Raw genomic sequence first — 21,961 nt, forward strand, 5'->3', positions numbered from 1 at the left:
CGCGGTACGGGATGTCCCGCCGGCAACGTCGCCGAACCCGAAACGGAGCAGCATGACCGCCTTCACTCAATCCCAGCTGGTCAAACCCGGGCGTCCCGCGGCGCTGCCACCAGGCCGTTCCATGGAAATCAAGGCCGTCGACGGCACCCGGCTGCACGCCGAGGTATTCGGTCCCGAACACGGGCAGCCGATCGTGTTCGCCCACGGCATCACCTGCGCCATCGGCGTATGGGGCAACCAGATCGCGGATCTGGCGACGGACTACCGGGTCATCGCCTATGACCACCGCGGGCACGGCCAGAGTGAGGCGCCAAAAGGCCGCTACAAGTACAACCTGGACTTTCTCGCGGCGGACCTCGACGCGGTGCTGAGCGCGACACTCAGGCCAGGGGAGCGGGCCGTCATCGCCGGGCATTCGATGGGCGGCATCGCCATCACGTCGTGGGCGCAGCGCTATCCGCAGCGCGTCACCGAGTGCGCGGACGCCGTCGCCCTGATCAACACCACCACCGGTGACCTGCTGAAGCTGGTCCAGCTGGCGCAGGTCCCGAACTCGCTGGCGAAGTCCCGGGCCTACGCCGCCGGCCGCATCCTGAAGACCTTCGGCGGGGCGCCGTTGGTGCCGGGTTCGCGTAAGGCGGCGCGCCAGTTCGTCGCCATGATCGCCGTCGGGCGTGACGCCGAGCCCGCGGTCGCCGACTACGTCTACGAACTGTTCATGGGCACCTCCGCCGCGGGCCGCAGCGGATGGGTCAACGCGCTGGTCGACAACCTCGATGCTCATCACATCGGCCTCGACAACCTGACGGTGCCGACGCTGGTCATCGGCAGCACCAAAGACCGGCTGCTGCCCATCGCCGCGTCCCGCCGGATTGCCAGGAACGTGCCGAATCTGTGGTCGTTCGTCGAACTCGGCGGTGGTCACTGCGCGAACCTGGAGCGTCCCGAGCAGGTCAATCAGCATTTGCGGGCGCTGCTCGCCGGAGCTGCCCACAGCTCGACGGCCTAGGATCATCATGTCCTAAGGTGAAACCGGCGGTACCGGATTTGATCAAGGGAGATTCATGACGGCCAGCGACGGCGAGTTCTTCGATGTGCTGATCATCGGTGCCGGCATCTCCGGCATCGGCGCCGCGTACCGGCTGCACCAGCGCAACCCGCAGCTGACGTACCGGGTCCTGGAGCGGCGGACGCGCATCGGTGGCACCTGGGATCTGTTCCGCTACCCGGGTATTCGATCGGACAGCGACATCTTCACGCTCAGCTTCCCGTACCAGCCGTGGGAGCGTCCGGAGAACATCGCCGACGGCGATCACATCCGCGAGTACCTGACCACCGCGGCACACACCCACGGCATCGACCGTCACATCACCTTCAACACGCACGTGCAGTCGGCCGACTGGGATTCGGCGACCGACACCTGGACGGTGCACGCCGTGGAGAACGGCGAGGCCAGGTCCTACCGTGCCCGATTCCTGTTCTGCGGCACCGGCTACTACAACTACGACCAGGGGTACACCCCTGATTTCCCCGGCATCGACAGCTTCGCCGGCGACGTCGTCCACCCGCAGTTCTGGCCGGAGTCACTGGATTACGCCGGCAAGAAGGTCGTGGTGATCGGCAGCGGTGCCACAGCCGTCAGCCTGGTACCCGCGATGGCGACGACCGCCGCCAAGGTGACGATGCTGCAGCGGTCGCCCACCTACCTGATGTCGCAGTGGCAGATCGACCCGATGGTCAACCTGATCCGAAAGCTGTTGCCGAGCAAGCTTGCCCACCGCATCGTGTGGTTCCGCAATGTGCTCATCGGGGTGCTCAGCTACAACCTGCTCAGGAAGTTCCCGAAGGGCGGCCGACGGCTCATCCGCAGCCGCGCCATGGCCGCCCTGCCGGCCGGCTACCCGGTGGACGTGCACTTCAACCCGAAGTACGACCCGTGGGATCAACGCCTCTGCGCGGTGCTCGACCGTGACATCTTCACCGCCATCGGTGACGGCCGGGCCGAGGTCGTCACCGACCACATCGACCACTTCGACGCCAACGGCATCGTGCTGAAATCCGGTGCGCGCGTTGATGCCGACATCATCGTGACCGCGACGGGGCTGGAGTTGCAGGCCCTCGGCGGCATCTCTCTGGCGGTCGACGGTGACCCGATCACTCCGTCCGACCGGTTCGTCTACAAGGAGTTCCTGCTCGAGGACGTACCGAACATGGCCTGGTGCCTGGGCTATACGAATGCGTCATGGACCCTGCGTGCCGATATGACGGCGCGAGCATTCGCAAAGCTGGTGGAGTACATGGACACTCACGGCTACACCCACGCGTACCCACATCTCGGCGCGGCACCGATGGCCGAGAAGAAGACCTTCGACCTCGACGCCGGCTACATCAACCGCAACCCCCACGCGCTGCCCAAGTCGGGTACTCATCGCCCGTGGCACGTGCGGCACAACTACGTGCTCGACGTGATCGACCACCGCTTCGACCGCATCGAGGAATCGATGGTCTTCGGCCGGGTGCGGCAGCGGGTCTGAGCCTTCGGGATCAGGACTCCGGCTGCTCAGTGAGTCTGGGCGGCGCAGCCAGTCGCCAGGAGTCGACCAGAATGTCGGTCAGCTCCCGCTCGTCATCGAGGGCCGCCAGCCGGACCCGAACCCACGACGACGCGGCCTCGTGCCGCGGCACCCAGAACTTGTGGGGCTCGGCCGCGATCAGCTCTTCGCGGTCGAATCGGGGGCAGCGCACCGCAAACGAGGTCGCGTCGTCGGGCACCGTGACGAACATCTTGCGTGCCACGTCGAAAGTCGGGTGGCCCCAACGCTCTTTCTCGGTGGTCTCCGGAAGGGACAGCGCGATGCGGCGCACATCATCGGCATCGAGCACGGTTCGATCCTTCCGGGGGCGCGTTGACGGAGTTTGTCGGTCGAGGCAGCGTACCGCTGTGCGGTGACACCCAACTCGCTCGCGGGGGTTATGCCAGGGCAGTGACGAGCTGCTCGACGACGGCCTCGATCTCGGCCGGGTCATTCAGCCGGTCCGGCGCCCATGCCAGCGCGATTTTGGCCGGGGCCCAAGTGCTTTCGTCGATGGGGATCAGCTTGAATTCGGGCGGCGAGAAGATTCGGCCGAGCATCGAGGCCGGCGCATAGCTGACCAGCGCGACGAGATACCGGTTGAACACGTGGCTGGCCATCTCCAGTTCGCCGCCCAACTGGCTGACGGCCCGCACGATACGCGTGACGCCCCGCGCGTTGAGGCCCCGCGTCATCTGCGCCAGCACGACGGGATTGGGCCGCGCGAAGTCGATCACCACGTCGCGGTCCCGCAGGTCCTCGATCGCGATGATGTCATTGGCGGCCAACGGGTCGTCGAACCGCACCGCGGCCGCGCCCGGATAGGTGGCCACCACCCGGTGCCGGATGCGCTTGTCGGCGGACGGCAGGTGGATCAGGCCCAGCTCGAGATGCCCGGAAACCAGCTTGGCGATGACCTCGGCCGCTGACCCGGGCACACTGAACTCGGTGGGCATGGCGAGCCCGGCCACCGCTTGCTCGAATCTGACCAGGAAATCCGATGGCGCGTAGGCGGTCGCGCCGATGCGAACAGGGTTGATCTCCTGCGTGATTCGTGACGCGGTCGCCTTCAGCTCCTCGACCTGCCGCAGGATGTCGCGTGCCGGTTCCAGCAGCTGCAGGCCCAGCGGCGTCAGGCGGACGTCGTGGTAGGTCCGCTCGAAAAGTTCCCCACCCAGTTCGCGCTCGAGCAGCTTGATCTGCTTGCTGAGCGGCGGCGGCGTGATCATCAACCGGTCGGCGGCGCGCTTGAAGTGGAGCTCCTCGGCGACAGCGACGAAGTAGCGAAGGCGGGTGAAATCGATCTCCATGGGAAGGGGCGGTTACCGTCCCGAATGTGCAGCTGCCGCAGGTACTTCGAGCACGGCGCGGGCGATCAGCTCGTCGATTTTCTGGTCGTCCAAGCCGAGCAGTTCGGCCGCGACCTCGCGGGTCTGCTCCCCGAGCAGCGGCGCCTGCCCCAGCGGGGGATCGGGAATGAGGTCAGCATGGATCTGCACGTTCTCCATCATGAACGGTGCGGTCCCATGCGGATGCAGTTCCTCCCGGAACGCCCGTCGCTCCACGTAGTAGTCCCAGGTCGGGACCTCGACGGCGTGCAGCACAGCCCCGGCCGGGACGCCCGCGGCCTGCAACTGCACCATCGCGTCTACCGGTGCGTGCCGGGATGTCCAGGCGCTGAGCGCCGCGTCGAGCCGCGCCCGCTGACGGTCCCGCCCGGCGCGCGAACCCAGCTCCGCATCGGCAGCGAGGTCGGGCCGGTCGATCACCGCGCACAGGGCCGACCAGTCGGCGTTGTCGCGGACGGTGACCGCGATCCACGCGTCATCGCCGGCGCCGGGAAACAGGCCCCACGGTGCGTCATGAGCCGGCTGGTTGTCGCGCGCATGACCGCGACGGTTCAGCACCTCGCCGGCGATGTCGTCGGCCAGGTGGCTGAGCATCACCTCGGCTTGCGCGACGCTCGCCGATCCACCGCCACCGCTGCGTTCGCGGCGCAGCAGGAGCGCGACGGCACTCAACGCGCCGATCCGCGCCGCCACGTGATCGGGGTACACCGTGACCGTGTCGCAGAAGGCATCCGGGTTATCCGGGTAGGTCCACAGCTCGGTGAAGCCCGCCGCGGCGCGGACCAACGGTCCGTAGCCGAGGCGCTTCGCCCATGGGCCGGTGGCTCCGTACGCCGAGCTGTCGACGACGACAATGCCCGGATTCACCTGCTGCAGGGTCGCGTGGTCCATGCCGAGCGCCGCTGCCACACCGGGTTTGAAGTTGCTCAGCACGACGTCGGACTGGGCCACCAGCTGGTGTGCCAGCGCCCGGCCTTCCTCGGACCGGAGGTCGATTCCGATCGACCGCTTGTTGCGGTGACCGGCGGCGTAAGCCTGCGTCATCCGGGTGAGGCTGATGCGCAGCCCGTCGGGGAAGGCGGAATTCTCGATCTTGACGACGTCGGCGCCGAGGTCCGCGAAGAGGCGACCGGTGTCGCTGCCGACGACGATGACGCCGAGGTCCAGTACGCGCAGCCCCTCCAGGGGCAGTCCGAGGTCGCTGCGGGCGCGCGCGGTGAGAGTGGGTGCGTCACGGAGTCGTCGGTGACCCGGTGCCGTGATGTTCAGGTTGCTCGCCCGGTGCCCGTCGATCTCCACGACGCCGACGGGTACGGGTGCCGTCAGACCGGGGGAGAGCTCGGTCTCGCGGAAGAAGCCGCGCGCGGCAACCTGTTCGGTGGACAGGGCCTCGGCCAGGCTCAGCACCGCGGCCGTCGGCACGCCGTGCCGTTGTCCGGCCAGTTCCAGCTCGGCGCGGGTCTTGTCGGCACAGAACTGCTCGATGGCTCCGAAGAGTGTCGCGGACGCGAAACGCTCGCGGAGGCTGTTGAACTTGGGGTCGGCGAATTCCGCCGGGCGTCCCATCCACTCGAACATGCCCTGCCACTGGCGTTTTGCCAACACGCACATGCGGACGTGGCCGTCCTTGCACCTGAAGATCGGATAGCGCTGCTGCTCGGCGATCCAGTCGCGCTGCTGTTCGCTGATGGGCACACCGGCCGCCGCGCTGCCCGCGGTGCCGAATGGCGGGTCGAGGGTCTGCATCGCACCTTCGAGCACCGAGAAATCGATGAGATCGCCTGTGCCCGTGCGCAGCCGATCCAGGAAGACGGCGAGGGTGAAGAAGGCGGCCTGGGCGGCGGCGACGTGATACGGCAGGTCGGCACTCGGTGGCACCAGCGGTGGCTGTCCCGGGATGCCCGAGCGGGACAGCTCGCTGGTCAACGCGTGCAGCACGGGAGTGGTTGCCTGCCAGTCGCGGTAGCGCGTATCGCGACCGAAGTCACTGATGGACAGGATGACCAACGCCGGATGGTCGGCGTGAATCTGCTTGACTGCCAACGACTCCTCGGCCGCCGACCCCGGGCGCGTGTTTTCGATGAGAATGTCGGCGGTGGCCACCAATTCGGCCCATTCCTGTTGCCCGGCCGGGGTCGACGGATCGATCTCGGTTGGCGGGATGCCGTGGCGGTTGATGGCGGTGCCGATGGGCACCCCGTCGATACGTGGTCCGGTGGTGTCGGCCGCGGTCACACCGGCCAGGTGCACCGACGTGACGTGGGCACCGAGATCGGCGAGGAGCCGGCCGACGGCCGTGATGGGTCCGGCGGTCAGGTCGAGAATCTCGATGCCCGACAGCGGTGGGTCGTAGGCCATGCTCGTCAACTGCGTCGCGCCTGGCGGAACGGGATGTCGCGGTCGGTCTCGGGTTCCTTCGCCAGGCCCAAGACGCGTTCACCGATGATGGTGCGCTGAATCTGGTCGGTGCCGCCGCCGATGGAGGTGAAGAATGCGTTGAGGGACAGGAAGTTCACGTCGTCGGCCTCAGGGTTGTCGGGACCCGCCAGCAGTGATTCGGTGCCGATGATCTCGGTCTTCAACGCTGCCTCCGAGTGCAGGATTCGCGACATCGCGAGCTTACCCAGCGACATGATCGAACTCGACGTGCCCTGGCTGGTCGACGCCTTGGCGCGAAGATTGTTGAGACGGTTGAGTTCCCGCAACGCCAGCACGTCCGCGAGCCGCTCCCGCAGGGCGGCATCGTCGAGGCGGCCGTGCTCGCGGGCCAGTTCCACGAGGCTGTCGGCCTTGGACTTGTTGCGCGATCCGCGTCCGCCGTCACCCATGATGGAGCGTTCGTACGCCAGGGCGGTCTGCAGGACGCGCCAGCCGTTGCCTTCTCCGCCAATGAGATTGGCGTGCGGCACGGTGGCATCGGAGATGAACACTTCGTTGAAATGCGCCTCACCGGTGATCTGGACCAGTGGCCGTACCTCGATGCCGGGCTGCCGCATCGGGATGATGAAGTAGCTCATGCCCTTGTGCTTGGGTGCATCCCAGTCGGTGCGCGCGATCAGCAGACCGTATTCGGACGTCGCCGCTCCGGAGGTCCACACCTTTTGGCCGTTGACCACCCAACGGTCGCCGTCGCGCACCGCTGTGGTGCTCACCCCGGCCAGATCGGATCCGGCGCCGGGCTCGCTGTAGAGCAGGCAGGTGCGGGCGGCCCCGGTCAGAAAGTCCCGTAGCAGTTCATGTTTCAGCTCGTCCGAGCCGAACGCGAACAAGGTGTTGGCCGGGATGTTGTGCTTGTCCTGACAGGCGCCGGGAGCCTTGAGCGCGCGGAACTCCTGCTGGATCACCGCGGCGAGTTTGCTCGGGTAGCCGCGGCCGAACCAATCGGGCGGATACGTGGGCACGGCGTATCCGGCTTCGAGAACCTTTTCACGCCAGGCGATTTCCGCCGGCGAGCTGACCCACGGGTCGTCCGCCGGTGGCAACGCGGTCCAGTTCTGTGTGAGCCAGTCGCGGACCTCGGTACGGAGGTCATCGGGATTCGTTGCGGTGGTGGTCATCTCAGGCGCCCTTTGCTGCCAGGTAGCGCTCACGATGGTCACGTGAGCTGCCGAACAGTTGACGGCCGGTACGCGCCCGGCGCAGGAACAGATGCGCGGGGTGCTCCCAGGTGAAGCCGATGCCGCCGTGCATCTGGATCGATTGCATGGCGGTGGTGTGATAGGCCTCCGCACAGGCGAATCCGGCCAACGCCACAGGACCGTCAGAGCCCGCCGGGTCGGTATCGAACTGTGCGGCGGCATGCTGTGCGGCCGAGGTGGCGGATTCGACTTCCAGCAGCAGGTCGGCCGCCATGTGCTTGATCGCCTGGAAGCTGCCGATGGGCCGCCCGAACTGGATCCGGGTCTTGAGGTATTCGACGGTGACATCGAACAGGCGGCGAGCACCGCCGACCTGTTCCCCGGCCAGGGCGATCACCGTGAGGCACAACGCGTTTTCCACGGCAGCCCAGCCGCCGGTGCCGAGGCGACGGGCCGGGGTCTGGTCGAAGGTGTACGTCGACAGCCGGACGGTCGGGTCGAAAACCGTTGCGGCGGTGCGGTCGAAGCCGGGTGCGTCCGGGGCGACCTCGAAGATCGCGATGCCCTCGTTGGTCTTCGCGACGGCGATGACGACGTCGGCGATCTGTCCGTCGAGCACGTAGTGCGCGGTGCCCGTGAGTTGGTACTGGTCGCCGTGCCGAACTGCCTGAACCGCAACACCATCCGGTGCCCACGTGCCGCGGGGCCCGGTGGCTGCGACGGTTGCGATCGACGAACCGTCGGCCAACGCAGGCAAGAGCCGTGCCTTGTCGTCGTCGGTGCCGGCGGCCTGGATCAAGGCCGTGGCGAAGACCGCACTCGACAGGAACGGGGCAGGAAGCAAGGCTGCACCCGTGACCTCGGCGACCGCCTCGAGCTCCTGTGCGCCCAGCCCGACGCCACCGTATTCCGGATCGATGATCAGGCCCGCCACGCCCTGGGCGGCCAGCTTGTTCCAGAGGTCGCGATCGAATCCGGTGTCGGTGCTCATCACCCGGCGGACGTCGGCTTCGGTGCAATGCTCACTGAGCAGGTCTTTGACGGCTGCGGCGAGTTCGGCCCGTTCGGCCACGCTCATCGTCATGTGTTCACCCTTCTGCATGTGAGGTCCATGCAATGCTGTCGGCGCCGCCCTGTAAATCGCATTGTGCGACACCTATACGTTTCCTCATGCGACATCTGCGGGACCTGAGGGCAAACAGATGTCCCGAACGCTCATGTGCGGGTTTCCGCGCCGGTCGTTTACAGCGCAGGGCGGGTGCCACCAAGGTGGATGTATGCCCCTTGATCCCAGAACCCCGGTGCTTGTCGGCTATGGCCAGGTCAACCAGTACGACGAGAACCCGGGCGGCGAGCCCGTCGACCTGATGGAAGCGGCGGCCCGTGCCGCTGCTGACGCCCGTGTCCTCGAGGCGGTCGACGCGGTACGGATCGTCAACCTGTTGTCGGTGCGCTACCGCGACCCGGGGCTGTTGCTGGCGCAGCGCATCGGCGCGCCGGGCGCCGTCACCCGGTACACCCCGGTCGGTGGCAATGTGCCGCAGTCGTTGGTGAACCAGGCGTGCCTGGACATCCAGCAGGGCCGCAATGACGTGGTGTTGATCGCCGGCGGGGAAACCTGGCGGACGCGGACGCGGTTGAAGGCGCGCGGTGAACGGCTCACCGGAACCGAGCAGGACGAGTCGGTGCCACTCGCACCCAGCGACCCCGAATTCACCATGGCCGGACCCGCCGAACTGCGGATCGGTTTGGTGGCGCCGTCGCATGTGTACCCGATGTTCGAGCAGGCGCTGCGGATCGCGGCGGGGGAAGCTCCCGAGGAGCATCGCCGTCGGATCGGGGAACTGTGGGCGCGATTCAGCCAAGTGGCAGAAGGCAATCCGCATGCCTGGAGCCGGGAGGCGGTGTCTGCCGAGCAGATCTGGCAGCCCGGTCCGGACAACCGGATGATCAGCTGGCCGTACACCAAGCTGATGAACTCCAACAACATGGTCGACCAGGGCGCCGCCCTGATCTTGACGTCGGTGGGCAAGGCCGAAGCGCTTCAGATCCCGCAGGAGCGGTGGGTTTTCCCGTACGCCGGCACCGACGCCCACGACACCTATCTGATCGGGGAGCGGGCGAGCTTCTCCGGGTCGCCGGCGATCCGCATCGCGGGCCGTCGCGTGCTGGAGCTCGCCGGCCTCGGCATCGACGACATCGACGCGGTCGACGTGTACTCGTGCTTCCCGTCGGCAGTGCAGGTCGCCGCCCGCGAGCTCGGTCTGGCCCTCGATGATCCGGTGCGGCCGCTGACGGTGACCGGTGGCCTGACCTTCGCCGGCGGGCCGTGGAACAACTACGTGTCGCATTCGATCGCGACCATGGCCCAGCGGCTGGTGGCCCATCCCGGCCAGATCGGGCTCATCACCGCCAACGGTGGCTATCTGACCAAGCACAGCTTCGGCGTCTACAGCACCGAGCCACCGGCAAACGAATTCCGTTGGGCAGACGTGCAATCCGAGGTCGATGTCGAGCCGACGGTGGTGGCCGAGGACGACTGGTCGGGCACCGGCACGGTGGAAACCTGGACCACACCGGTGACCCGCGAGGGTACGCCTGAGAAGGTCTTCGTGGCTGTGCGCACGCCCGATGGCAGCCGGGCGCTGGCCGTCATCACCGACCCGTCGCAAGCCGAGGCCAGCACCCGCGAGGACCTCGCGGGTGCCAAGGTCACCGTCAGCGCGGACGGCACCGCCGGGCTGGAGTAAGCCGACAGCGAACAACAGCGTGCTGCAGGGAATAGATGAGCGACCTCCGTCGCTGAACCTGTGCACTAGTGCCGACGTTGCCGTCGCCGAGGGTTGTGCGATCTCAAAAGCATTGTCGGAGTTCGTGAAGGGATACCGCGATGGCTACCAACTCTGCGTCAGTTGGCTTCCACCCCGCCGCGGCCGCGATGCATTGGTGGTCGGACAAGACCGCCGCGTTCGTGACACGGCTGCATCTGGCTGCGAAAGTGCGCCAGCCGGAGACTTTTCGCCACAAGGCGTTCGAGCAGGCCGCCACTGAGCGCGAAATGTGGCGTCTCTGAGTCGTTTCGCCTGACGGCATGACTCACGTCCGTCATGCTGGTTGGTTCAGCGTCGTCGTCAGGAGGTAGCGGTGTCAGTGACTACCAACGTCGTCGTCGCCGTCAACGCGGTGTTCTTTGCCGGCATGGGCCTGCGGGCCCTGACCGCTCCGGCAGAGATGTTGCGGCCATTCGGAATCACCTTGGGCGAGGCGGCATCTCGGGCCGAGGTGCGGGCGGTCTACGGCGGTTTCGGGTTGGCCGTCGCGGCGATCCTGGGATACGCCATCGCGGCGCCGGAGCAGGTGCGTTTCGGCATCGTGGTGACTGTGAGCGTGGCGTTGCTCGGCATGGCCTTCGGGCGCATCGTGTCTGCAATCGTCGGTGACCGAACGTCGTTCTACCCCAACTGGTTCTACGGCTTGGTCGAAGTTCTGCTCGCCGCCTCCTTGTGGTGGGCCGGCTAGCGTCACCAAAGACAAATGTTCCCCGATACGCCGTTGTATCGGGGAACATTCCTGTTTGCCCGGCCGGGGGACGCCGCGCAAAACTAGGGGGCCATGGTCAGCCAGTCCGGGAAGCCCGACGGATCGTGGCGGCCGAGCGCGCCGTGCTCGAACAGGCCCCAGCCTTCGGCCGGCGGCTTGTTGCCCTCATGGCACACCGCACGGCCGACATGATCGATGACGCCGAAGCCGGAGCGAGCGATGATGCCGGGATCAGTCATGTCGTAGGTGAGGCGCTCGGTGAACTTCTCACCCTTCCACGTGCCGTGCAGCCAGTCGGCGTCACCGCCGTAGCCGCCGCCCACATGGATCGGCACGGGCAGCTTGGATTCCACGTCGAAGCGGACCGGTGTGCCGTCCAGCGCCGTCGCCTCGATGGTGGCGCCGGTGGGAATGCGGGTACCGGAGACGTAGTGGATCTTCACGCGCGGCCAGCCGAGCTGCTCGACGCGGCCGTCCTTCCAGACGCGGCTGCAGTCGTTGAGCGAGCGGAAGCCGTCGGGGGCCTCCTGGATGATCATCACGAGCGAGAACTCCTCGAACGCGAGCGGCACGTACAGCCACCACATGCCTTCGAAAGGCGGATCGGCCGGCCGGCCAGCCGGCTCGGCCTCGCCGACCGGGCGGATGCCCCAGGACCGGTCACGCGAACCGATCCATGTGTCCGGGCTGACCTTGATGTCCTCGCCGTCGATGGCGAGGGTGCCGCTCCAGGAACCCAGTTGCGCGAAGCGCTGCGCGTTCAGCGTGACGCGGTTGCCCTGGCGCATGATGTGCGGCTGCTCCTGCACGACGTCGAACAGGCCGTTCCACGTGAGGTCAGCGGCGATCCCTTCCGTCTCGTCGAGCACGATGCGGACCTGGTGCAGCGGGTCGGTGACCTCGATGCGGTAGCCGACGACGTGCTGGTTCAGGCGGTCCTGGTCGATGGCGTCGGACAGGTGGACGGCGGTCTGGGTGTCGCCGCGGCGCACCAGGAAGTAGGCATCCTTCACCCCGAGGTTGGGGTAGTAGCCCATGCCGGTGATGACGAAGATGTTGCCCGTGCGGTCGTGGGCATTGAAGTAGCAGCGGTCGTAGAAGTTCCGGTCGCTGGAGCCCGGCCACGCGATGGGCTGGGGGACCTGGTGGATCGGGTATTCGTCCATGGGGCCGAGCATCAGGCGGTTCCTTCCAGGAGCTTCTCCAGCAGAGACTTGTGGTAGAAGAGCGACTCGAGGTCGTCGGGCTGTTCCATCTCCCCGAAGTGCACGCGCCGGGCACCGGTGCGCATGAATACGCAACACCACACGACGCCGGAGTAGATGTAGAACCAGCGCAGGTCACCGACCTCGACGCCGGTGAAGTTCTTGTACGTCGCACGCACGTCCTCTTCGCGCAGCACGTCCGGCAGGCCGGGCAGCCCGGCCAGGCCGCCCAGCTCCTGGAAAACCTTGTGCGCGAAAATGATCCACGAGACATCGAACTCACGCGGGCCGACTGTGGCCATCTCCCAGTCCAAGACCGCGGACGGCCGGAAGTCCTGGTACATCACGTTGCCGATGCGCGAATCACCCCACACCAGAACGGATTCGGAAGCCGCGACGTCCTCGGGGAAGTTCTCTTCCAGCCATACGAGGGCACGCTCGACCAGCGGCGAGCGGCCCAGGCCCGACGCCGCGAACTGGTACCAGTCCTTGAGCCAGCCGAAGTGCCGGCGCAGCGCGGTGTCGCCTGGCGGGTCGATTTCCTGGAGAAAGCCGAAGGTCTTGTCCGCATCGGGGATCGAGTGCAGCTTGGCGATGGCCTCCACGGTGCTGTCCTGCAGCGTGCGTTGCTGCTCCGGGGTGGCATCGGCGAACCAGTTGCCGCCGAAGGTGTACGGCATGACGTCCGGTGGGACCACGCCGTCGACGCAGTCCATCAGGAAGAAGGGTGAACCGAGGACCTCGCCGGTGTTCTCCAGCCAGCGCACCCGGGGGACCGGGACGTCGGTGAGTTCGCCGGCCAGACGCATGACATCGAACTGGTGGTCCAGGCGGTAGGAGGAGAAGACGGGGACGTCCTCGGTGGTCGGCGCGACCCGGACGACCCACTTCTGCTCCACCGGCGCGCCGCCCTCGGTCCACCGCCCGGTGATAATGATTGTCTCGGAAGACATTCCGTTCGAGTCGACGCCGCTCTCGACGGTGATCTCGGGCTTGACGCCGCCTTCCATCACGGTGGACAGCCACTGTGACAGGATGTCTGGAACTGTTGTCACGTCACGGCTGGAGCGCTGAATATGGTCGACGTTCGTTTCGACCGTGACGGAGCTGTCCGCCGGTTGGTTCGGCACTGAACCTTCCTTCCCGAGATAATTACGATACGATGCGTAGCGTTATGAAATCAGACCTGCAACCGGTTGACAAGCCCTCTGGCGCCGGTCGGCCACGCGATCCCCGGATCGACGCCGCGGTGTTGACCGCTGCCGCCGAACTGCTGCCCGAAGTCGGCTACGCCAATCTGACGATGGCGGCGATCGCCGAACGTGCGGGAACGACGAAGACGGCGCTGTACCGCCGCTGGTCGAGCAAGGCCGAGCTGGTGCATGAAGCGGCATTCCCCACGGCGCCGACCGCACTGGCAACCCCGGAGGGGGACATCGTCGGCGATATCCGCGCCATGATCGCCGCGGCACGCGACGTGTTCACCAGCCCCGCGGTACGGGCGGCGCTACCCGGGCTGATGGCGGACATGAGCGCCGACGAGGAACTCAACGCGCGGGTCGTCGCACGCTTCCACGGGCTGTTCGACGTGGTGCGGGTCCGACTGGAGCACGGGATCGAGCGCGGCGAGGTGCAGGCTGACGTCAAGCCCGAACGGCTCATCGAAATCATCGGTGGCGCAACGATGTTGCGGATGCTGCTGCATCCGGAGAGCGAGCTCGACGAGCTCTGGGTCGACGAGACGGCGGCCATCGTGACGCACGGGGTGATCAGCGGAGTTTGACATGCAGGTGAGCTAGCGCTTCGAGTCCAGCCTTCCGCCGCAGAATTCACTCTGACCGGGAAAGTGCTTGGACCTAAATGTGGTCCGGCGGTCGACAGGCTACACGAGCCGTCGCTACTGCACAGGAGAAGCTGGGATGAGGCCGTCAGGAGGGAATTTGGTGTGCTACTGCCTCGCGCATGTCGGCTACCGGTTTCGGGGTAGTGCCGGCCGATAGTTCTTTGGCTTCTTCAGCAGTCAGGCGGGCATCTCCGTGGGCTGGAATGATGGAGTAGAGGTTCTCCTTGCCGCGATACATCGCATAGAGTGCGTAGGTCGTGCCCGGTTCGAGTGGCGCGTCTCCTTTCACGACGTAGGTGACGTTTTTGACGGGATCGTGGCCGCCTTCTTGCTCAACCACGACGTCACCTGCCGGTGAGCCCTTCAGTGCCAACTGGACTTTCACCTTGAACTGGGTGTTCGTATGTCCAGATCGGACGAAAGTGCCGGCCTGTTCAGATACCGTGCCGATGAAGACCGCGTCGGCGAGTCCGGCGAGGCGACGCAAATCAGTGACGTCAGTCGCGTAGTGAGGCACAATTTCGCGGATCGCGGGAGAAATGGCGGGGACTGCTGCCGATGATGGGGATGTCGCGCTAGCTGTGGACGTGGAGTCTGCTGACATGGATTCATTGCTGCACGACACAACGGTCACGACACACAACCCACCGGCTAGCAGGCGAAGCGCAGCGCGACTTCCAGGGTTGGACGGGGTCATCGTCACGGGCTTGCCGCCGGGGTGTAGGAACAGATTTTCCACTCGGAACTCACCTTCAGTAGTTCAATTTCGTAGCCGCGCGTCAATTCGGCTGCCTGCGGTAGGCTGCTCCTGTATTTCACAGTTATGGGCACGCGTGCGTGGTCTCCGTCCACGCGGGGCGTGGCAATGTTCGTCAACTCGCTTCGGAGAATCATCAACTCGGCGGCGCTCCGGCCATGTAGTAGTGCTGCGTCAGACGCGGATAGGTCCGCGAGCATTCTCCCGCACGCCAATGTTCGGGCCGCGATGAAGTCAGATTTGTTGACTGCAGTGCTGAAATTCTCAACTGCTCGCGTTATTGCTTCATTAGGAGGAGATTCCGCCGAGCAGCAGCAAGCTATAAACAGGACCGTCATCAATGTTGCGGCCAGCTTGGTAACTCGGCGCAGCTTTATTGACCGTAGCTGGTTGCGCATTATAGCCCTACCTCCATCGCTCGCAGAAGGTCGATTTTTGATGTATTAAATGATCCATCGGGTGAATCTCGATATCCAATCTTCGGTTGGAAAATCGTCGACACGACCAAAAGTAGCCAATTCCGTTTCGGCCGTTGGATAATCAAAAGTCCGAGCGTTCTGCAACTGATGCTATCTATTCTGAGAAGCCGTTGGTTTACAGTCGCTGAACATCTGTGACTGCAATATCGGGATAGACGTCGATCGTTACCCGCCCATCCGTACCCAACTCGCCCTTGAAGTCGACCGCTAGATGCGATGTGCCGCCCTTTGACCAGACTGTGAGTCTGTCGGCGCGATCTCTTGAGAGAGAGAGGAGTGTTCTCTCCCCTTCGCGCCACTCAACACAAACAAAGCCCGTCTCATCATACGAGACACGCAGTGTCTCTTTCCCCGTGGACAGCTCGACTGTTCTTTCCCAGTAATCAAGCTCCCGCGAAATAGAAGGAGCAACACCGAGATTGTCCAGGATCTCGGCATCATCGGGATATTCGAACGACACTACCGCGCACCTCCCATCGTTTACATGCCATAGGGTATAACACTCGTTAGTCTCAGGCCGTCGCTTGTGACTTCCCAGAAGGATTCTAGTTTCAGGACACCTCCTGGACCGATCAACAGGGAGTCTTTAGTTAGCGTGGTGACACCGTTCCGGACCTCCTCTTTGGCGACGTTATCTGTCGCCTTGGCGGCACTTTCGAGGCTTTGTTGCACCAATTTTCTACCCTCTGCATTGTCGAATACGCCTATGGCGTTGAGTTGTCTGAGCATCGATATCGATCGAGCAGTATTCTTCGGTGAAGATGTAACTTTTCCAAATATGTAGTCAAGCTTTCCAGGTGCGATAATAGAATTTAGAACTTCGACCGCAGACTTTGCATCGCGGACGGCTGACGCGATGCGCCTAACAAACTTTAGAAGTGCGCCGACGCCGACCGTAGCGGCGATTTCGACGATGTTCGCGGTGACGCGCTCCATCGCTTCTTTGTATTGCCCGGATTGCCACTTATCGAGACCGATCAGCTGGTTCAATGTCCCGAGTCCCAGGTTCGTCCACGCGTCGCCCAGACCTATGCTGCCCTCAGGCCCGAGTCCGAACAACGGGCCGAGCGCCTGGCGTAAGGCTGTTTGCGATTCACCATTGCCCGTGCTCGCTCTCGTCAGTTCCGCGATCAGACTGCCGATATCGGTTACATCGCCCCAGATGTCTTTTCCGACTCCACTGAAGAAGTCGCCGGTGGAGCGGGCGACTCCGGCGCCGGTGCAGCTGCCGTCCGCGTTGGTTCCGAACGGGCACCAAAATTCTTGCAGGGCATCTCGGAACCTTTGTGCGGCGCATTGTTGCGTCGCGCCTTGGTTGCCGATTTGTTGCAGGAGTTGAATATCGATTGCTTGCGGTACGTTGGGGAGGGCACCCGAGGGCGCCATGAGCTGACCTGGAATGTTGTCGTCGAGGCCTAGCGCGTGCCCGAGCTCGTGGCCGAGAACTGATTGGATTCCGCCAGGCCCAGCCGCCGGTATGCGCGCCAGGTTGATGATGATCTCGCCGGGCGAGGAGTCGTCGCCGCTGGTGTACTCGCCGCCCCAAGGCGTGAGTGGGTCGGCGATGGTCGAGATGTTCAGCGTCACAGCCGGCATGCCCGAGGTATCCCCAGACTGGTCACTGTTTGAATGCCGATCGCCGGAAACGTTGTCCTCCTGGGACTTCCTCCCGTCGGAGGCATCGCTTGCCGGGACGATCTGGATGCCACCGAGGTTGTTCCACTGCTGGGCGGCAGCGGAAACCTGATCGGCGATCTGGGTGGGCGCAGTGTAGATGACCTTGCCGTCTGTGACCGACGATAAGCCCGATATACCTTGGCAATCGCGATCTTTGTGCTGTTGGTCTTCGCGATTCGGGCTCGAGGTCTGCGTGGGCGACGACTGCTGGCTCTGTGACGGTTGCCGGCTGGGTGTCGCGCTCGCGCTCTGGCTTGGCTGCTGAGTAGGTGTCGCTTGTTGGCTCTCGTGTTGTTGTTGACCGTGCTGCTGCGGCTGTGCTGAAGGTTGCTGAGAAATGGGATGGTCGTAGTCCGGTGGTTGCGTGCCGTTAGCAGGCTGCTGCGATTGTGGATAAGTGGCGGCCTGGCTGTCACCGTCCGAGCCTTGCGGGGCATCCGAGTTGTATATGGAGATGCCGTTATTTTGATCGGGCGCAGGGTATGACCCACCGTTGTAACCACCTGGCGCACTGGGCATTTCTGGCGGCTGCATCGGGAAAGGGGGTCCACCGGAGCCCCCGCCAGACCCGCCGGTAGGACCAGTGGGCGCGGGTTGAGCGGTGGCCCCGGGAAGCGCTGTCAAGGTCGAACCATGTCGATCACCGGTGACGGTAACTACAGCGGACAGCAATACGGCCAGGATCGAGAAAATGGCCATTGCGCGCCGGTAGCGGTAAACGCTCCGCTGAAGTCGCGGCGTCCTCGGTGCCATCGCTGGATTTCCTCCCAAAGAATCACGTTCGAAACGTCGACAGTGCCGGTGCGCGTCTAGCCCGGTCCGCCGGCCATGTTGGCTTTAACCCATGCGACTTCGTCAGAGGCAGTGCGGATGCAGGCGTCGTAGTCGTCGCCGGTTTGGCCGAAGACAGTGACGCATTGGATCGACATGTGAGCCAGCAGCCGGTCGTTGCAGGAGTCGACGCTCGTGCGCGCGGGAGTTGTTGCGAGGCAGAGTTGTTGGGTTTGGCAGGCGGCCACGAAGTTCGCGGATCGCCCGTCGGCGCTGCCGTAGGTGTCGGGTCCGCCTTGGCAGTGGCCGGAGTGGCGCTGGGCGTAGGTCGTGGGATCGACGCCGTCGGGCCGGTGCGCGCCGGTCGGGTCGGTCACGTATCCGGCGGGGTTCTGCGGGGTCACCGCGCCAGCAGGTGTTCCGGCGGGCAGGCCGGCCCAGTTCGGAGCCGGTGCCCCGGTGGTTGCCGCGTCGGAGGCCCGGTACGAAACGGTGATGGTGACCGGAAACGCGAAAATGCTTGTCGGGCCCAGATCGACGGTGAGGTTGGATTGTCCGGGCGGGAACCCAGGCCCCAGCGTGGGGGAGACGCCGACGAGGGCTTGGTTGGCGTCGGCGGCGGCCGGGATGCTGAAGGTGCCTATGACGCGGGACGGATTGCCTGGCGCAGCATCGGTTTCCACCAGCACCACATTGTTGCCTTGCCGAAGATGTGTTGCTGCGGGCATCTTTACGCCGAAGGGGATCGTCGAGGACGAGAACACCGTCTTGCGGGTGACGGTGATGTCGACCCCGCCGCCGGCGTACGGAATGACCTGGTAGTCGACGTCATTAGAGCCGTAGATGGCGCCGCCGCCGGGTAGCCACGCCGCCGGGCCCAGGGTCACCTCGCCCGGGAGGTGGATCGCGATCTGGCGGTTGGGGTGCGCGGTCGGGGCGAAGATGCCGTCCTTGGCCCACATTGGTACCGTCGCCGCGCCGCGTTCGACCTGGGCGGCCAGTGGTCGTTCCATGCCGGCGGTCTCGCCCTGTGGAGTGCTGGAGGAAACACGCGCGCCGCCAATGGGATTAACCCGTGCGGGATCTTCGGGCATGGGCCGCGGCACCGGCACCGGTATCGGGGGTGGCGGTGCCGGTGCCGCGGGATCTGCGCCGGCGGTGCCGGCGACGCTGACGGCACCACCGACGCTGGTCATGGTGAGCAGTACCGCCGCGGTAACCACCGCTAGTCGGCCAACTGATGGTCGCGGGTGTCCTGAACGCAATGCGGGTGCCACGATCACAGGTCCTTCGGTTCGCCGTAGAGGGTCTGAGTGTCGTTGCCGTTGTCCGTGCGGACCCGGATCGTGGTGTAGGACTGGATTTTCACCTGACCACCGCACCCATCGGCTTCGATGTTCTGCTCCCGCAGGTTCGACACCGCGTGCATGTTGCGCAGGCTGATGCGGTCCATCGGAACTTGCGCGAGGCCACCCGGTTTGAGCAGCACCCGGATGTAGCCGCCGAGATGTTCCTGGACGCCGAGCGTGGCCCCGGCCGAGGCGCCGGCGAAGCCGCCTCCGCCGCCGCCCCCACCGCCGGCGCCGCCTTGGCCTTGTCCGTAGCCGCCGCCGTAGACCTGGCCGTTGATCTGCTGATAGGGAGTGATGCCGATATCGGCGCCGACCTCGACACCGGGGGATGAGTCGGTGCGGCACCCCACGAAATACCCGGATTCGAGTTGTGCGTCCTGAATCACCGCGCCTCCGGTGCCGGTGATCCGGGCCTCGGAGCGCAGCGTCACCCGCGCCTGCCACGAATTCGATGCGCCGGCCAGGTTGTCGATGTGATTGATCACCTCATTGGTGGTGTTCACGTCCACCACCCAGCCGTCGTCGGTGACGAACTGTGTCCACCGATCGGGCATCGGCTGCGGATCAGCGACCGACACTGCCACCGGAGATGCCCATGCAGTGACAGATATAGCGAACACTGCGGCCCCTGTTCTGAAGCGTCGCGACGACAAGCCAAATTCGACCATGTATGCATCCCCCTGTGAAGACCAGCCCCAAGCCCCCCGGCTCGCTTGGTCTTTCACTCAATAACGCGAACAATCGCATAAGCTGACTGGGACGTCAACCCGTACGTGTGCCGGCTAACGTCAGCAAACCAGATAGACAACCTACGAAAATGGCCGGTATAGCCGTTTCAGCAAATGGGGGATGACGATGGGCGGGCACTGTGTCTAGTGATGTGATCGGTCCGGATGGGCCTGCTGCGATTGCGGCGTTGGCGCGCGCCAGCATCTTCCACGGCGTCGGTCCGGACGTTCTGGACGCGGCGGTCCGCCAACTTGAATGGGCATCTTTTCCACAGCGGCACAATGTGTTTCGTGAAGGTGACGCCGGCGACCGGCTCTACATCATCACCGCAGGCAGAGTCAAAGTCGCCTGTGCAAGTAAGCAGTCCGACACCTTGATCGCCGTCCTCGGACCGTCGGACGTTTTCGGTGAACTCGCGCTCCTCGACCCGGGTCCGCGCACATCCACCGTCACCACAATCACCGCGGTGCTCGCTGCGACAATGACCCGTACAGCACTGCGGTCTTGGATGAACCAGGAACCCCAAGCTGCCGAGCAGATGCTTCGCGTGTTGGCACGGCGGCTGCGCCGCACCACCAACAAGCTGTGCGACCAGACGTTCAACGATGTCCCGGGGCGCCTGGCCACACTCCTTTTGGACCTCGCGAACCGATTCGGTGAATCGGACAATGGGACTTTGCGCGTCGACCATCAGCTGAACCAGAACGAACTTGCCCAGCTCGCAGGCTCAACCCGCGAATCGGCCAACAAAGCTCTCGCTTCGTTTGTCGATCGGGGCTGGATTCGTATGCAGAGCAAGACGATCAGCATTGTCGATCCAGCGGCCCTGGCCAGACGCGCGAGATGATGGCCCACGAACGATCACCAGACGTGCACGCGGCGCCGCCTGCTGCGGCGCTGCCCGCGGATTGCCTCAGACTGTCCCCATCGCTACGTTGCGCTGGATCGCAGCTCGACTACGGGTGGTTCATGTGGCCGGCCGATCGGCGTCCTGTGGAGTTGTTCGGCTAGCGGCCCTGCTTGCGACAACCGCGGTGTACAACGCGATACCGACGAATACGACGAGGCACCCGATTCCAAGGACTATCACCGGCCCCGCCGGCCATGACCGCACGATGACCGCCAGCAGCAGGCTGCATGCGATCACTGCGTTCGCCCCGTGCAGCGGTGCAAGGCGCCACGTAGCCCGGTGGCCGGCGACCCACGCTTGATCGCTGAGCAACGTCGACGGGGTACGGATGCCCGTCAACTGACTGCGGGCCAGACGCCCGGTGGCTGCTCGCCAGCTGACGACGATGAGAACCGCTGTGATCGCAATTTCGGTGACGATGAAGATCGCAGCGATCGACGCTGCGGCGAGGCGTTCAGGTCCCAATTCTGTTCTCTCGCAATCGCTCTTCCCAGCGCGCTCTCAGAAGTCGATCAGCCCCAGGGCGTACAGAATCGCAACCGAGGAGGGATCAACCAGGCCCTGCCCCAACACCGCTGTTGCGCCCTCGTCGATGACACGCTGCGCGAGTGCGGCCCGGGTGGCATACCAGCATGTGGGGCATAACCGCCCGAGTACCGCCGCGGCGGAGCCGTCCGCGTTGACCAGGGTGTCGCCGTCGGCGGCTACTGTCACCGAGTCCGCAATCAGAGCGCCCAGTTTCGCGCAGACGAGTTCACGCATCGCTGCCCCGGCCCGGGAAAGATCAGAAAACCCAGACTGGCCAAGCGCGTTGCGCTCCTCGCGTGCAATGCGCAGCAGATACTCCTGGCCGCGGGTGAGAGTCGCGCTGCAGCCCACGGGTAGGGCGATATTGATCATCGCCAGCATCGATGCCTCTCGTCGCGCAGCGTGGAAGCGCGCGATGTCCGCAGCCATCCGCTCCCTATCCAGCCGGTCAGCCTCGGCCTCAAGCAGGTGCCGGCCTTCGTCTCCGTGCCAATGCGCGGCAGCGTCACCAGACACGTAGGGTTGCGACCCTTCACTGCGGATGTAGTCCGTGAGTACGTCAGGAAACGACACCGGCGTCCGGGCCGGCAAGAACAGGCCGGCGTCGAAAGCGTCGGTGGTGCGGCGCCGGATCATCATCCACGCCGATCATCCGGGCGTCTATTCGCAC

The 21,961-nt window shown here is 65.0% G+C and carries 22 protein-coding genes; 7 read left to right on the forward strand and 15 right to left on the reverse strand.

Features of this window, described 5'->3' with window-relative positions; translation table 11 throughout:
* Positions 1–52: 52 nt before the first annotated feature.
* Positions 53–1,009 carry an alpha/beta fold hydrolase gene (locus BR47_RS0110625; RefSeq protein WP_051634730.1) on the forward strand — a complete coding sequence of 319 codons (957 nt, stop codon included), beginning with the start codon at positions 53–55 and terminating at the stop codon, positions 1,007–1,009.
* 55 nt (positions 1,010–1,064) lie between these two features.
* A complete protein-coding gene (locus BR47_RS0110630) occupies positions 1,065–2,534 on the forward strand; it encodes a flavin-containing monooxygenase (RefSeq protein ID WP_029119485.1) in 1,470 nt (489 codons plus the stop codon).
* A gap of 10 nt (positions 2,535–2,544) precedes the next feature.
* Here the strand turns inward: BR47_RS0110630 and BR47_RS0110635 are convergent, their stop codons facing one another.
* From BR47_RS0110635 to BR47_RS0110655, 5 genes are all read right to left on the reverse strand, one after another.
* Positions 2,545–2,883, reverse strand: a complete 339-nt coding sequence (locus BR47_RS0110635) for an MmcQ/YjbR family DNA-binding protein (RefSeq protein WP_029119486.1) — start codon at positions 2,881–2,883, stop codon at positions 2,545–2,547.
* A gap of 88 nt (positions 2,884–2,971) precedes the next feature.
* A complete protein-coding gene (locus BR47_RS0110640) occupies positions 2,972–3,883 on the reverse strand; it encodes a LysR family transcriptional regulator (protein ID WP_029119487.1) in 912 nt (303 codons plus the stop codon).
* A 12-nt stretch (positions 3,884–3,895) separates the two neighbouring features.
* A complete protein-coding gene (locus BR47_RS0110645; protein ID WP_029119488.1) occupies positions 3,896–6,280 on the reverse strand; it encodes a CaiB/BaiF CoA-transferase family protein in 2,385 nt (794 codons plus the stop codon).
* Between the two features lie 5 nt (positions 6,281–6,285).
* Positions 6,286–7,479, reverse strand: coding sequence for an acyl-CoA dehydrogenase family protein (locus tag BR47_RS0110650; RefSeq protein ID WP_020104363.1), 1,194 nt, complete (start codon positions 7,477–7,479; stop codon positions 6,286–6,288).
* Position 7,480: 1 nt separating this feature from the next.
* Positions 7,481–8,584, reverse strand: coding sequence for an acyl-CoA dehydrogenase family protein (locus BR47_RS0110655; protein ID WP_029119489.1), 1,104 nt, complete (start codon positions 8,582–8,584; stop codon positions 7,481–7,483).
* 193 nt (positions 8,585–8,777) lie between these two features.
* Between BR47_RS0110655 and BR47_RS0110660 the strand changes: the two genes are divergently transcribed.
* From BR47_RS0110660 to BR47_RS0110670, 3 genes are all read left to right on the forward strand, one after another.
* Positions 8,778–10,250, forward strand: coding sequence for an acetyl-CoA acetyltransferase (locus BR47_RS0110660; RefSeq protein WP_029119490.1), 1,473 nt, complete (start codon positions 8,778–8,780; stop codon positions 10,248–10,250).
* 140 nt (positions 10,251–10,390) lie between these two features.
* A complete protein-coding gene (locus BR47_RS0110665; RefSeq protein ID WP_020104360.1) occupies positions 10,391–10,573 on the forward strand; it encodes a hypothetical protein in 183 nt (60 codons plus the stop codon).
* Between the two features lie 77 nt (positions 10,574–10,650).
* Complete coding sequence (locus BR47_RS0110670) at positions 10,651–11,019, forward strand: DUF4345 family protein (protein WP_029119491.1); 369 nt, start codon at positions 10,651–10,653, stop codon at positions 11,017–11,019.
* Positions 11,020–11,102: 83 nt separating this feature from the next.
* Here BR47_RS0110670 and BR47_RS0110675 read toward each other — a convergent pair whose 3' ends face one another.
* Both BR47_RS0110675 and BR47_RS0110680 read right to left on the reverse strand, forming a co-directional pair.
* On the reverse strand, positions 11,103–12,218 hold the full coding sequence (locus tag BR47_RS0110675) for an Rv3169 family protein (RefSeq protein WP_029119492.1): 1,116 nt from the start codon (positions 12,216–12,218) through the stop codon (positions 11,103–11,105).
* The gene (locus BR47_RS0110680; protein ID WP_029119493.1) at positions 12,218–13,375 is read right to left on the reverse strand and encodes a phosphotransferase family protein; all 1,158 of its coding nucleotides are present in this window, start codon (positions 13,373–13,375) and stop codon (positions 12,218–12,220) included. The genes BR47_RS0110675 and BR47_RS0110680 overlap by 1 nt, the downstream gene beginning before the upstream one ends.
* A gap of 44 nt (positions 13,376–13,419) precedes the next feature.
* On the opposite strand from BR47_RS0110680, the gene BR47_RS0110685 reads away from it, so the two are divergent.
* The gene (locus BR47_RS0110685) at positions 13,420–14,028 is read left to right on the forward strand and encodes a TetR/AcrR family transcriptional regulator (RefSeq protein ID WP_029119494.1); all 609 of its coding nucleotides are present in this window, start codon (positions 13,420–13,422) and stop codon (positions 14,026–14,028) included.
* Positions 14,029–14,173: 145 nt separating this feature from the next.
* Here BR47_RS0110685 and BR47_RS33055 read toward each other — a convergent pair whose 3' ends face one another.
* The 6 genes from BR47_RS33055 to BR47_RS0110710 form a co-directional block, all read right to left on the reverse strand.
* Positions 14,174–14,827 (reverse strand): hypothetical protein, encoded by a 654-nt coding sequence (locus BR47_RS33055; RefSeq protein WP_141772157.1) that lies wholly within the window; start codon positions 14,825–14,827, stop codon positions 14,174–14,176.
* On the reverse strand, positions 14,788–15,243 hold the full coding sequence (locus tag BR47_RS34200) for an Rv0361 family membrane protein (RefSeq protein ID WP_502685821.1): 456 nt from the start codon (positions 15,241–15,243) through the stop codon (positions 14,788–14,790). Before BR47_RS34200 ends, BR47_RS33055 begins: the two co-directional genes overlap by 40 nt.
* A 196-nt stretch (positions 15,244–15,439) precedes the next feature.
* Entirely contained in the window at positions 15,440–15,784 is a 345-nt protein-coding gene (locus BR47_RS33060; protein ID WP_141772158.1) for a hypothetical protein, read from the reverse strand.
* Positions 15,785–15,804: 20 nt separating this feature from the next.
* Positions 15,805–17,535: a hypothetical protein gene (locus BR47_RS33065; RefSeq protein WP_141772159.1), complete on the reverse strand. Its 1,731-nt coding sequence runs from the start codon at positions 17,533–17,535 to the stop codon at positions 15,805–15,807.
* 275 nt (positions 17,536–17,810) lie between these two features.
* The gene (locus BR47_RS30225) at positions 17,811–18,968 is read right to left on the reverse strand and encodes a hypothetical protein (RefSeq protein ID WP_231506689.1); all 1,158 of its coding nucleotides are present in this window, start codon (positions 18,966–18,968) and stop codon (positions 17,811–17,813) included.
* 83 nt (positions 18,969–19,051) lie between these two features.
* Positions 19,052–19,678: an MspA family porin gene (locus BR47_RS0110710; protein WP_231506696.1), complete on the reverse strand. Its 627-nt coding sequence runs from the start codon at positions 19,676–19,678 to the stop codon at positions 19,052–19,054.
* Positions 19,679–20,031: 353 nt separating this feature from the next.
* Here BR47_RS0110710 and BR47_RS0110715 point away from each other — a divergent pair, with 353 nt between their 5' ends.
* Entirely contained in the window at positions 20,032–20,700 is a 669-nt protein-coding gene (locus BR47_RS0110715; protein ID WP_036421790.1) for a Crp/Fnr family transcriptional regulator, read from the forward strand.
* Positions 20,701–20,820: 120 nt separating this feature from the next.
* On the opposite strand, the gene BR47_RS33735 is transcribed toward BR47_RS0110715, so the two are convergent.
* Together BR47_RS33735 and BR47_RS0110725 are read right to left on the reverse strand one after the other, a co-directional pair.
* Positions 20,821–21,228 carry an SdpI family protein gene (locus BR47_RS33735; RefSeq protein WP_029119498.1) on the reverse strand — a complete coding sequence of 136 codons (408 nt, stop codon included), beginning with the start codon at positions 21,226–21,228 and terminating at the stop codon, positions 20,821–20,823.
* Between the two features lie 36 nt (positions 21,229–21,264).
* Positions 21,265–21,930: a hypothetical protein gene (locus tag BR47_RS0110725; RefSeq protein ID WP_029119499.1), complete on the reverse strand. Its 666-nt coding sequence runs from the start codon at positions 21,928–21,930 to the stop codon at positions 21,265–21,267.
* Between the last annotated feature and the right edge of the window lie 31 nt (positions 21,931–21,961).

The sequence above is a fragment of the Mycobacterium sp. UNC410CL29Cvi84 genome, assembly GCF_000686745.1.
GTDB classification, from domain to species: Bacteria; Actinomycetota; Actinomycetes; order Mycobacteriales; family Mycobacteriaceae; genus Mycobacterium; species Mycobacterium mucogenicum_B.